Consider the following 11,912-nt stretch of genomic DNA (forward strand, 5'->3'; position numbering starts at 1 on the left):
GAGTAGGGCCGCCTGTGCCTTGGCGGACACGTCAAAGGCGCGCCGAGACACCTCCTCCGGGATAGGCCCGCCCTGCCTGTGACGCCCCGACGACCGCCGATGATTGCCGCCGCCATCCTTGGCCGGCCTACGCCCGACGTTCACGAGTCCTCACCTTCGGCGGCAGCCGAAGACCGAACGCGCCAGCACGTCGAGCACGCCTCACGGACACGGCCCGGTCTGACAGCCCCGCCAGGCACGGCCAGAAGTCCGCGCCGAGGGCTCACGTACTTCCAACCCCTGCCCTCGCAGGACACACAGTCGTCCACGCGATGCCGCCCCTTTCCAAATCCCCGATGGCTGCTAACCTGTAATGGATTGCCATACCAAGCTTGCAGATCCATACCTGGTATGTCAACGCATACCAACCAACTAATTGGGACGGGAGACGCGTGTGGGACGGAACGCAGACAGCGCCGAACAGTCCAAGAGGCCCGCGTACATCCGCATAGCCAGTGATCTCAGGGAACAGATCACGTCCGGCACTCTGAGGCCGAACGACCCTGTGCCGAGCGCCGCCGCACTGTGCCAGCAGTACGACGTGAGCATGATCACGGCCAAGAGCGCGCTTAACCTACTGCGCACGGAAGGGCTGGTCTTCGGCAAGGCAGGCAAGGGCACATACGTTGCCGAAAACCGGCGGATGACCCGAACGGCCCCGCATCGCTACTTCGAGGGGCGCGAGCGGACATACGTGCAGGAGGCGGAGCGCGCCGGACTCAGGCCGGAGGCTCGCCACCAGACCACCGTCACATCTGCTACAGACGTCATCGCGCAACGGCTGGAGATCCCCGCAGGACAGGAGGTCATGACGACGGAATATCGGATCTTCGCGGGCGAGCGCCCCATGAGCAAGTCCGTGTCCTGGGAACCACTCTCGATCACTGGTGACACCGTCATCAAGCACCCACACGAAGGCGAGTACGCAAACAGCGGCCTGAACGCCAGGTTCGCCGCCATCGGTTGGACGATCGAGCAGGTAGAAGAGACCTTGATCGTTCGGCCGCCCACGCCGGAGGAGGCGGAAGAACTCGTCATCCCCGAAGGCGTGCATGTCCTCGAAGTGCATCAGACGGTGCGCGCGACGCAAGAAGGGACAGACAACCTTGTGCCGGTCGAGGCGGCGGTTATCGTCTTCCCGACAGACCGCTACCAGTTCACATACTTGATGGACCGCCCCCGCTGACGCGAGGATTCGCCTATGGCAGAACCGCCCATCGAGTTCGTAGACGAGTTCGGCGAGCCGATACCGCTCAGGCCCAGTTGCCCGAACTGCGGCAAGTCCTTTCAACCGCAGATAGCCCGCTCGTGTTGGAACTGCGGTACCCGGCTAGACCCGACCGACGAACCCGATCCGGCACCAGACCATCCACCGAGTAGCGACGACTGAGGCACCGTTCCCCCCGGAGCGGTGCCTTTGTCGTATCCCGATCACTGCCGAATCCCGCTTTTAGGAATCAAGGCGACGGCGCTCCGCGCCGCCGCACGGCCCGCCGCCCGCCCGCCGTCCGGGCGTGCGGCGTGGGCGCCGGTCCCGAACGGCGGCGGGAACGCGGGCCGCCCGCCGTACACAGCGCCCGCCGCACCAACCGCAGACCCGCCGTACCAGGGCGCGCCGTCGCCGGCCACGGGACCTCACCGCGGATTGCTCTCCGTCTTTATGCCTCCGGCGGGGGCGCTCCGGCTCCGGGGGATCGCGGTTCCAAACCGAAGGTCTCGGAGGGCTGAGGAGGAAGCCTGATCGTCCCGTCTACCATCGCCCCAGGACAAGCCGAGCAGACCAGGGCCAGGGGGTCAAGGTCGTTCGTCCGGTGGGGCGCTCCACCTTGACCCCCTGGCCCTGGCCCGCTCCCCTGACGGGTGGGACGACGGCAGACGGGACGATCAGGCAGGGCAGTGCTGTGGGAAGCCCTTACTTAGGCTTCCTCCAGCTCATCCACCCGAAGAGTTCGTGCAGGATCTGCGGAACGTCTTGGGAACGTCCCTTCTTGATCGCTGACAAGCCGATGATGACGATCACGGCAGCAACGATCAAGACCAAAATGATGAAGCAAGTGGTAGCGCCAGGCATGTGAGACCACGCCGCTTCGAACAGCGACAGCACCAAAACTCCCTACGGATCATTCCTGCTGAGCCCGGCCTCAACAGGAGAAACGTCGGGGTGGTGGTTTCTTGCCAGTGCTACGAATGACCAGCGGGTGTGCCTCACAGCCTTGGGCGCACCTCGCGCACAGCTCTCGCCTCGCGGCACCTCTTCCGGGAGGTGCTACAAAACAGGCCGCGCTCTGGCCCACTTGTACAGCGACCTGGGCAGGTTGCCTGCCCTCATCTCACGTTGTCCGGGCTTTGCGCCTTCGGGCTCAGTCGATCTGGTCGAACTGAGGCCGTGAGTTGTGCTCTTCACAAGTGTTCCGATCTTGCCGATCTCGGCGATCACCAAGCCCTCCGTTGCGAAGAGACTCGGCGAGAGGCCCCATACACCTCCCAGCGAGACCGATCATAGCCGATCTGAGACGTCCGCACGGCATGCCCGTTGCGTGCCCGATGGGGCGGCGATCAAGAGGGAATCACGGGGAGTCACGGTCAAGGCCGCACGGCCTCTGACCAGCACCGGAGCAGGTCAGGGGATCTTGAGCCGAAATCTTCCAAACTGGCTACGCGGGTTCGATTCCCGTCGTCCGCTCTCGTTCCGAAGGCCCAGGTAGGACGCCGTCCCGCCCGGGCCTTTCCCGTTGCGGGGCCGTTTTCGGCGTCGCGCCCATCGCGTGCCCGTTCACGGGTCGGCTGACGGTTCGCGCATACGATGTCAGGATGTCGAAGATCATCCAGGAGAAGGAACCCCGGCCGTCCTGCGCACCCGCCTGCGCCAGCTCGTGGATCCGACCGTCCGGGGCCTCTCCAGCGCCCCGCGCCAGGCGTGTAGCCACCCCATACGCCGTCGAGTTTCGACTTTTCGGACATCCTTAAATTGAGGTGACGTTCGGCGGATATCGGTCGGGGCAGAGGATGGCCATGGATGCGGAAACGGAAGAGTTCGACGTCATCGTCCTCGGCCTCGGGCCGGGTGGTGAGGAGGTCGCCGGGAGCCTCGCCGAGGCCGGGCTCGCCGTCGCCGGGGTGGAAGCAGGCCTGGTGGGCGGCGAATGCCCCTATTGGGGATGCGTCCCGTCCAAAATGATGATCCGGGCGGCCGATCTCCTCGCCGAGGGCCGGCGGATCCCGGGCATGTCGGGCGAGGCGTCCATCTCCCCCGACTGGGCGCCCGTGGCCCGCCGGATCCGCGAGGAGGCTACCGACGACTGGGACGACAAGGCCGCCGCCGACCGGTTCATCGGTAAGGGCGGCACCCTCGTGCGCGGCCGTGGGAAGCTCACCGGCCCGCGGGAGGTGCTCGTGGGCGGCGCCCGCGTGCTGCGCGCCCGCCGGGGCGTGGTCGTGGCGACCGGCTCGCAGGCGGCCGTGCCGCCGATCCCCGGGCTGCACGGCACCCCGTACTGGACCAACCATCAGGCGATCGAGGCCGAGCGGATGCCCGAGTCGCTGATCGTCCTCGGCGGTGGCGCGGTCGGGGCCGAACTCGCTCAGGTGTACGCCCGATTCGGCGCGCGGGTCACCGTCATCGAGGCCGCCGGGAGCCTGCTCCCCCAGGAGGAGCCGGAGGCGGGCGAGCTGATCACCAAGGTGTTCGGCGGCGAGGGCGTCACCGTCCGCACCGGCACCGCGGTCACCCGCGTGGACCACCACGGGTCGGCCTTCACGGTCATGACCGAGGGCGGCAGCCACCGCGCCGAGCGGCTGCTGGTCGCCACGGGGCGCCGCACCGACCTCCCGGCGCTCGGCGTGGCCGCGGCCGGGCTGGACGAGTCGGCGCGGGCGATCGACGTGGACGACCACATGCGGGCCGCCGACGGCGTCTGGGCGGTCGGCGACGTCACCGGTAAAGGCAACTTCACCCACATGGCGACATACCAGGCGAAGATCGCCTTGGCCGACATCCTCGGCAAGCCTGGCCCCACGGCGGCGTACCACGCCGTGCCGCGTGTGACCTTCACCGATCCGGAGGTCGGCGCGGTCGGGCTGACCGAGCGGCAGGCCCGGGAGCAGGGCCTGGACGTGCGCGTCGCCGTCACGCCGCTTTCCGCCCGCGGGTGGATCGCGCGGTCCGAGGGCTTCGTGAAGCTCGTCGCGGACGGCAACGTCCTGGCGGGCGCGACGTGCGCGGGACCGTCCGGCGGGGAGGTGCTCGGCCTGCTGACGCTCGCGGTGCACGCGCGGATCCCGGTCGAGCGGCTGAGGAGCATGATCTACGCGTATCCGACGTTCCACCGGGCGGTCGAGGACGCGCTGGCCGGTCTCGGGTGAAATGGACACGACACGCCGGTGCTCCTCCCGCTGAGAGGCGGGCGCAGGGCCCCCTGACGAGTTCTTGCGCGGCGGGTTAACGTCGGGGGCGAGGACGCGGGAGGGGCATGATGACGATGGACATCCGCGAGGCGTACCGCCGGGCTCTCGACCACTTCGGCGTGTACGTGCACCAGGTCAAGGCCGACCAGTGGCGTCTCCCCACGCCGTGTGCGGACTGGAACGTCCGCACTCTGGTCGAGCATCTGGTGGGCGAGAGCCTGTGGGCGCCGGAGCTTCTCGCGGGCAGGTCGGCCGGGGAACTCGGTGATCTGCTGGACGGCGACCTGCTCGGGGACGACCCGGTGAAGGCGTTCGACGTCGCCGCGGCGGCCGCGGTGCGCGCGATGGAGCCGGACGACGTGCCGACCCGCACGGTCCGCCTGTCCTTCGGGGACATTCCCGGCGAGGAGTACATCACCGAGCTCTTCGCGGACACGCTGATCCACACGTGGGACCTCGCGACGGCGATCGGCGGCGACGACCGCCTCGACCCGGAGCTGGTGGAGGTGTGCACGGCGTGGTTCGCCGGGGCCGAGGAGTCCTACCGGCAGGCAGGAGTGATAGGAGATCGCCCGCTGTCACCGGACCACGCCGACGCGCAGACGCGCCTGCTGGCGGCCTGGGGCCGCAGCGGGCGTCTGGAGGACGAAGGAGCCCCGGAAGGGGCCTGAGCGCGGCTTGGAGGCCCGGGGGAGGGTCAGCGCGCGTTCGGCCGCTTGCCGTGGTTGGCCTTCCTCTTCTTGCGGGCCCGGCCCTTGCGCGCACGTCTGGCCATCTTGGCGTCCCTTCCTGTTCGATTCCTGTTTCCAATCTGGTCCCGTGACCGGGTTCCGCACAAGGCCCAAACGTCAAAGAGAGCGCAGACGCGGGCCGGGGACGTCGCGAATCGTCACAGCGGCCGGTCCGTCGAAGTGAGCGTTCCGGCATCACATTCCAACATTGGACCGGTACTAATATGTGATAATTTGGGGAAATCTGTTGAAGAGGAGCGACGATGCTGGCCCAGCAACGGCAGCAGGCGATCCTCGAGCGCGTACGCAGGAACGGCGCGGCGCGGGTCGCCGATCTGGTGCGCGAGCTCGGGGTGTCCGACATGACGATCCGCCGCGACCTGGAGGTCCTGGCGGAACGAGGGCTTATCGAGAAGGTCCACGGCGGCGCCACGGCCACGGGGGCGGGGTCGACCGAGGAGCCCGGGTTCGCCGCGAAGTCCGTGCGCCAGCAGGCCGAGAAGGAGGCCATCGCGCGCCGGGCCGCGGAGCTCGTACGGCCCGGCACCGCCGTCGCGCTGTCGGCCGGCACGACGACCTGGACCCTCGCCCACCACCTGGTCGACGTCCCCGAGCTGACCGTCATCACCAATTCCCTGCAGGTGGCCGACGTCTTCCACCGCGCGGGCCGTCCGGACCAGACCGTGGTGCTCACCGGCGGGGTGCGCACGCCGTCGGACGCGCTGGTCGGGCCGGTCGCGGTGGCCGCGATCCGCGAGCTGAACGTCGACACCCTGATGCTGGGCGTGCACGGCATGAACCCGCGGGCGGGTTTCACCACACCCAACCTGCTGGAGGCGGAGACGAACCGGGAGCTCGTCGCCGCCGCGCAGCAGCTCGTCGTGCTGGCCGACCACACCAAGTGGGGCACCGTCGGCATCAGCACGATCGCCAAACTGGAGGAGGCGCACGTGCTGGTCAGCGACACGGGCCTGCCGGAGGAGGCGAGGCCCCTGCTGTCCGACCAGGTCGGCACGCTGGTGCTGGCGGAACCGGGCGAGGCGGCGCAGGTGGCGGCCCAGTGAAGCGAACCGTCACCCACCTGGCCGACGGACGCGAGCTGATCTATTTCGACCGGCGTGACGACGCCGACCGCGGCGCGCCCGACACGCGCGAGCTGCCCGCGCGGCCCCGGGCCTCCGAGCTCCGCCACGACCCGATCATGGACGAGTGGGTCGCCGTCGCCGGGCACCGGCAGGGCCGTACGTTCCTGCCTCCGGCCGACCAGTGCCCGCTGTGCCCCTCGGTGCCCGGCAGGCGGACCGAGATCCCCTCCCCCGAGTACGACGTCGCGGTGTTCGAGAACCGCTTCCCCTCCTTCAGCGACCACGAGGGCACCTACGAGGAGCCCGGCGGGCTGAGCGAGGTGCGGCCCGGCGTGGGGCGGTGCGAGGTGGTGTGCTTCACCTCCGAGCACGATTCCTCGTTCGCCGCGCTCTCCCCCGAGCGGGTCGATCTGGTCCTGACGGCCTGGGCGGACCGGACGGCGGAGCTGTCCGCGCTGCCGGGCGTGGAGCAGGTGTTCTGCTTCGAGAACCGCGGCGCGGAGATCGGCATCACCCTGTCGCACCCGCACGGGCAGATCTACGCGTATCCGTACGTGACCCCGCGGACCCGGCAGATGCTCGCCTCCGCCGCGCGCTACCGCGAGCGTACGGGCGGCGACCTGTTCGCCGACGTTCTGGCGGCCGAGCGCAAGGCCGAGATCCGCGTGGTGGCGGCGAACGACCACTGGACGGCGTTCGTCCCCGCCGCGGCGCGCTGGCCGTTCGAGGTGCACGTGTACCTGAACCGGCGGGTCCCCGACCTGGGGTCGCTGAACGTGGAGGAGCGCGCGGCGTTCGGCCCGTTGTACACCGGGGTGCTACGGCGGCTGGACGGCCTGTTCGACGTGCCCATGCCGTACGTCGCGGCCTGGCACCAGGCGCCGGTGCGCGAGGGGCGCGACCTCGCCTACCTGCACCTGCAGCTTTTCAGCATCCGCAGGGCGCCGCAGAAGCTGAAGTACCTGGCGGGGTCGGAGTCCGCCATGGGCGCCTTCGTGAACGACGTGCCGCCCGAGGAGGCGGCCCGACAACTCCGGACACAAGACGGTTTTTAGGACAATTCACCACAAAGCTACCGCGAGGTACGGTCAACCACTAACATCCATCGAACACCGGCCGTAACGGCCGGTACGCCTAATCCCGGGTGCCCCGCCCGGGAACCGGGGACCCAACGGTTCTGGGGTGAATCCACGTCGTGGTAGGGCTGCTCCGGCCCGAACCCGTCAGCTAACCCGGTCGGCGGATGGAGAGGAGAGGGCTCTGCCCCCGACCACCGGCCGCCACGCCACCGTGGCCGCAGGCGTCATGACCGTTCTCACCATGTTCACCATGGCCGGGCACACGCTCGCCCCGGCGGCGGCCGCGAGCGCCGCCCCCAAACCGACGGAGAAGCAGCTCAAGGCACAACTGGAATCGCTCGGCAAGCAGGTCGACCGGCTGATCGAGAAGTACAACGCCAAGCGCGTCGCCGTGGCCGAGGCCAAGGCGGCCGAGAAGGCGTCGCGCTCACGCCTCAAGGAGGCCGAGCAGGGCCTGGAGGCGGTGCAGGAGCAGGTGGGCGACCTCGCCCAGCTCCAGTACCAGGCGGGCGACCTCGGCGTCGCGGGCCAGCTCATGTCCCCCGGCTACGGCGGCGCCGCCCTGCTCCTCCAGCTCCAGGAAGAGCAGAACGCCAAGATCGCGAAGTTCGCGGTGGTACGGGACGAGCGCAGGAAAGCCTCGGACGAGGCCGCGCGGCTCACCGTGCGCCTGCGCGGCGACGTGGCCGAGGTGACCGCTCAGCGCAAGGACGCCGAGCGGCTGATCGGCCAGATCAAGGACAAGCTGGACGCGCTCGTGCCGAACGCGCCCGGCAAGCGGGCCAACGGATCGTGGGCCCCCGAACTGCCCGCCGGGAGCGACAACATCACCCCGCGGATGCGCCTGATGCGGGCGGAGGTGCGCAGCCACTTCGACCTGAGCTTCCCGGTCGGCTGCTACCGGCCCGAGGACTCCGGCGAGCATCCGCTGGGGAGGGCCTGCGACTTCATGCTCAGCTCGGGCGGCGCGATGCCGTCCGCCGGACAGGCGGCGCTGGGCGGCGCGATCGCCGCCTGGGCGATCAAGAACGGCGGCAAGCTGGGCGTGAAGTACGTCATCTACCGGCAGCGCATCTACAACCTGGGCTTCCCGGGCTGGCGCGCGATGGAGGACCGGGGCGGCGTCACGGCCAACCACTTCGACCACGTGCACATCTCGATGTACTGAACGCCGGACGAGGCGCCGCCGGCCGGGCGGCGCCTCCGGCGAGTGAGGGTCAGCCCGTCAGGCGGATCGGGTTGACGATGTCGGCGTAGATCAGCAGGCCGAAGACCACGAACAGCACCGCCACCACGCCGTACGTCAGCGGCAGGGCCTTGGCGATGTCGACGTGCCCCGGCATCGCGCGGCGGCGCACCCGGGCGTACCCGCGCTTGAGGCCCTCCCACAGCGCGCCCGCGATCTGGCCACCGTCCAGGGGCAGCAGCGGGACGAGGTTGAACATGCCGACCGCGAGGTTCATGCCGCCGAGCAACTGGAGGAACAGGGCGATCTTCCCCTCCAGCGGGAGCTTGGAGGCGGCGATCTCACCGCCGATCCTGCCCGCGCCGACGACGCTCTGCGGGCTGTCGATCGCGCGCTCGGCCCCGCCGAAGGCTGCCTGGTACACGCCGACGAGCTTCTGGGGGAACTGCGCCAGGGCCTGCGCCGTGCGGACGGTCATGTTCCACATCGCGCCGACGGCGTACCCCGGCCCCTGCTTCTCGACGACGATGACGGGCGTGACGCCGAGGAAGCCGACGTTCTTGTCCATCTTCCTCGGATCGGCGGCCGAGGGGCGGTCCTGGGCGATGAGGGTGGTGGTGAGCGTCATCGGCTTGCCGTCGCGGTGGATGCCGATGGCGACGGGGCCGGCGCCGTGCGCGCGGATCAGCCGGGTGGCGTCCTCCCAGGTGCGCACGGGCGTGCCGCCGAAGGAGACGATCGTGTCGTTCGTCCGCAGGCCCGCCTGCGCGGCGGGCGTGGGCTTGAAGGACGAGTCGCACTTCTGCCCCTTGGTCTCCTGCGCGAGGGTCATGACGCACTCGGAGACCTTGGCGACGGTGGGCTTGGTGACCTCGATGCCGAAGCCCATGAAGACGACCGAGAACAGGGCGAAGGCCAGCACGAAGTTCATCAGCGGGCCGCCGAGGAAGATGATGAGGCGCTGCCACCACGGCTTGCGGTACAGGACGCGGTCCTCGTCGCCGGGGCCGACCTCCTCCAGAGATGCCTGCCGGGCGCTCTCGATGAGGCCCTGCCAGGGGCCGGTGGGCATGGAGCGCAGTTTGCCGCCGTCGTCGGGCCGCGGGGGCAGCGGGCCGATCATGCGGATGTAACCGCCGAACGGAATCCACTTCAGGCCGTATTCGGTTTCACCGCGGCGCCGCGACCAGACCGTCGGACCGAAACCGACCATGTACTGCGTGACCCTGACCCCGAAGAACTTGGCGGGTACCAGGTGCCCGAACTCGTGCAGGGCAATGGACAAGGCCATCCCGAGGAAGAAGATGAGAAACCCGGCCACGATGAGCCAGCTCATAGGTGCTACCCCCACCTGCGGAGAAGATGCCTGCTGTTTACATTGCCCCCTCCGAGCCTAACCGAACTCCCCGGCGGACCCCGCCGTACCCCGAAAGACCGCATCGACGACCAACCGTAGGAGTGACTTGCGCGGCGTGGACCGAATCGGGAGACTGCATTGACGGTAAGCAATCATCTAGACACCGTGGGATATGAACCGGCGAAGCGGCATTTGCCGGATCTGTTCCAGGGCCACTCAAGGGAGCGCCTTGATACGCATCCTGGTCGCCGAACATCTCCCGCTGGTACGCCGGGGACTGGTGGCGTCGCTGAACGGGGAGCAGGATCTCATGGTGATCGCCGATGTCGCCTCCGGCGAATACATCATCCCGGCCGCGCTTGAACTCGACCCGGACGCCGCGGTGATCGACGTGGACCTTCCGGACGTCGACGGGTTCACCGCCGCCGCGCGCCTGCACGAGAAGGCTCCCCGCTGCCGGGTGCTGCTGCTGTCGGGCCAGCCCAATCCAGGCCAGGTCCGGCGCGCCTTCGCGGCCCACGCGCTGGGATTCCTGAGCATCGACATCGCCCCCGAGCACCTCGCGGACGGCATCCGCCGCGTCGCCGCCGGGCGCAAGGCCGTCGACTCCGACCTCGCCATCGCCGCGCTGACCTCGGCCGACAACCCGCTGACGCCCCGCGAGATGGACGTGCTGCGCATCGCGGCGCAGGGGGCCGCCTCCAAGGAGATCGCGGCGAAGCTCTATTTATCCGTAGGAACGGTCCGAAACCACTTATCCCGCATCATCTGCAAGACAGGGGCGCGCAACCGCGTGGACGCCGTCAGGATCGCCGCCGAGGCGGGCTGGCTGTAGAGACCGGCAGGTCAGGGACGCCAGATGAGGATGAGGGCGCAGTCGTCGTTGTGCCCCGCGGACATCGAGTTGACGAGGGGACCCGCGCCGTCGTGGAAGCCCGAGGGCACCAGGCGCTCGGCCTCTCCGAGCAGCCGGTCGAGGCCGGAATCGATGTCCCGCCCGGGCTGCTCGATCAGCCCGTCGGTGTAGAGCATGAGCGCGTCGCCCTTGTGCAGGACGCCGCTGTCGGGCTCGCAGTGCAGATCGGGCACGACGCCCAGGACCACGCCCTTGGCCGCCGACACCTGCCAGGTGCCCGTTCCCGCGTCGAACTTCACCACGGGGGGATGGCCGGCCGAGGTGATCTCGTAGGCCCCGGTGGCCAGGTCGAGGCGCAGGTGGACGGCCGTGACGAACCCCTCCCCCTCGGGCTGGCGGTGGAGGTAGGCGTTGCAGGCGGGCAGGAACGACTCGACCGAGCCCAGCAGACCCCCGAACGTGCCCGACAGCATGAGGGCGCGCGTGCCCGCGTCCACGCCCTTGCCGGACACGTCGACCAGCGCGACCTCCAGGATCGACCCGTGGCGCGTGGAGACCAGGAAGTCTCCGCCGAAGGAGGAGCCACCCGCCTGCTTGAGCACGACGCGCCTGCCCCAGTCCTTGGGCAGCGCGGGCAGGTCGCCCTGCCGTTTGAGCCGGTCGCGCAGTTCCAGCAGCATGGCGTCGCCGCGCAGGCCCTGGACGCCGAGCTTGCCGCGCGTACGGGCCATGAGGAAGGCGAGCACGGTGGTGAAGCCGACGGTGACGAGCAGCCCGGGGCCGACCGACCGGAAGCCCAGGACTGCGGCGATGTAGGCCAGCGCGACCCCCACCGCGCCGATGAGGACGGCCAGACTGCGCAGCCGGAGCTGGAGCCCGCCGACCAGCGTGACCAGGATGAGCAGGCTGGGCGAGAACCACTCGGCGGAGACCCGCGCGGCGAGCGCGCCGAGCAGGAGCGTGAGCGCGCTGAGGGTGATGAGAAGGTTCCGGTCGCGCGCCAGTGGCCCCCTGCGGAGGAAGCGCACGATCCGCACGAGGAACGGGACGCGAACCAAGATCGCGCGGAGCCGTGGAGGGATCAGCGGCGCCGGACGAGAACTCATGATGGCCTCGACTCTATCTGTCCCCCGGCCCTTTGGGCAGCAGACTTGACCAAGACCTTGATCATTAAA

The 11,912-nt window shown here is 69.3% G+C and carries 10 protein-coding genes and 1 riboswitch; of the genes, 7 read left to right on the forward strand and 3 right to left on the reverse strand.

All coding sequences use genetic code 11. From position 1 onward, the window contains the following. Positions 1–433 precede the first annotated feature (433 nt). Complete coding sequence (locus AB0M95_RS13140; RefSeq protein WP_363763008.1) at positions 434–1,225, forward strand: GntR family transcriptional regulator; 792 nt, start codon at positions 434–436, stop codon at positions 1,223–1,225. A gap of 726 nt (positions 1,226–1,951) precedes the next feature. Here the strand turns inward: AB0M95_RS13140 and AB0M95_RS13145 are convergent. After that, positions 1,952–2,143, reverse strand: a complete 192-nt coding sequence (locus AB0M95_RS13145; RefSeq protein ID WP_363763011.1) for a hypothetical protein — start codon at positions 2,141–2,143, stop codon at positions 1,952–1,954. Between the two features lie 908 nt (positions 2,144–3,051). Here AB0M95_RS13145 and AB0M95_RS13150 point away from each other — a divergent pair. The 5 genes from AB0M95_RS13150 (at position 3,052) to AB0M95_RS13170 (ending at position 8,506) form a co-directional block, all read left to right on the forward strand. Then, on the forward strand, positions 3,052–4,401 hold the full coding sequence (locus AB0M95_RS13150; RefSeq protein WP_363763014.1) for an NAD(P)/FAD-dependent oxidoreductase: 1,350 nt from the start codon (positions 3,052–3,054) through the stop codon (positions 4,399–4,401). Between the two features lie 107 nt (positions 4,402–4,508). Then, positions 4,509–5,114 (forward strand): TIGR03086 family metal-binding protein, encoded by a 606-nt coding sequence (locus AB0M95_RS13155; RefSeq protein ID WP_363763017.1) that lies wholly within the window; start codon positions 4,509–4,511, stop codon positions 5,112–5,114. Positions 5,115–5,437: 323 nt separating this feature from the next. Further along, on the forward strand, positions 5,438–6,238 hold the full coding sequence (locus AB0M95_RS13160; RefSeq protein WP_358523765.1) for a DeoR/GlpR family DNA-binding transcription regulator: 801 nt from the start codon (positions 5,438–5,440) through the stop codon (positions 6,236–6,238). Beyond that, positions 6,235–7,314, forward strand: a complete 1,080-nt coding sequence (galT, locus tag AB0M95_RS13165) for a galactose-1-phosphate uridylyltransferase (RefSeq protein ID WP_363763020.1) — start codon at positions 6,235–6,237, stop codon at positions 7,312–7,314. Before AB0M95_RS13160 ends, galT begins: the two co-directional genes overlap by 4 nt. 66 nt (positions 7,315–7,380) lie before the next feature. Further along, positions 7,381–7,515, forward strand: a riboswitch (cyclic di-AMP (ydaO/yuaA leader). Positions 7,516–7,564: 49 nt separating this feature from the next. Then, positions 7,565–8,506, forward strand: coding sequence for a hypothetical protein (locus AB0M95_RS13170; protein ID WP_363763023.1), 942 nt, complete (start codon positions 7,565–7,567; stop codon positions 8,504–8,506). Between the two features lie 49 nt (positions 8,507–8,555). Here AB0M95_RS13170 and AB0M95_RS13175 read toward each other — a convergent pair whose 3' ends face one another. Further along, the gene (locus AB0M95_RS13175) at positions 8,556–9,860 is read right to left on the reverse strand and encodes a site-2 protease family protein (RefSeq protein ID WP_363763026.1); all 1,305 of its coding nucleotides are present in this window, start codon (positions 9,858–9,860) and stop codon (positions 8,556–8,558) included. Positions 9,861–10,110: 250 nt separating this feature from the next. On the opposite strand from AB0M95_RS13175, the gene AB0M95_RS13180 reads away from it, so the two are divergent. Then, entirely contained in the window at positions 10,111–10,716 is a 606-nt protein-coding gene (locus AB0M95_RS13180; RefSeq protein WP_363763029.1) for a response regulator transcription factor, read from the forward strand. Between the two features lie 11 nt (positions 10,717–10,727). On the opposite strand, the gene AB0M95_RS13185 is transcribed toward AB0M95_RS13180, so the two are convergent. Next, entirely contained in the window at positions 10,728–11,843 is a 1,116-nt protein-coding gene (locus tag AB0M95_RS13185) for a PP2C family protein-serine/threonine phosphatase (protein WP_363763032.1), read from the reverse strand. Positions 11,844–11,912 lie beyond the last annotated feature (69 nt).

The organism is Sphaerisporangium sp. NPDC051017, assembly GCF_040683095.1.
Classification (GTDB): domain Bacteria; phylum Actinomycetota; class Actinomycetes; order Streptosporangiales; family Streptosporangiaceae; genus Sphaerisporangium.

Bases quoted from the DNA above. Each gene is read 5' to 3' on its own strand.
- AB0M95_RS13175 (WP_363763026.1), bottom strand. From the start codon at position 9,860: ATGAGCTGGCTCATCGTGGCCGGGTTTCTCATCTTCTTCCTCGGGATG.
- AB0M95_RS13155 (WP_363763017.1), top strand. From the start codon at position 4,509: ATGATGACGATGGACATCCGCGAGGCGTACCGCCGGGCTCTCGACCAC.
- AB0M95_RS13160 (WP_358523765.1), top strand. From the start codon at position 5,438: ATGCTGGCCCAGCAACGGCAGCAGGCGATCCTCGAGCGCGTACGCAGG.
- AB0M95_RS13185 (WP_363763032.1), bottom strand. From the start codon at position 11,843: ATGAGTTCTCGTCCGGCGCCGCTGATCCCTCCACGGCTCCGCGCGATC.
- AB0M95_RS13150 (WP_363763014.1), top strand. From the start codon at position 3,052: ATGGATGCGGAAACGGAAGAGTTCGACGTCATCGTCCTCGGCCTCGGG.
- AB0M95_RS13170 (WP_363763023.1), top strand. From the start codon at position 7,565: ATGACCGTTCTCACCATGTTCACCATGGCCGGGCACACGCTCGCCCCG.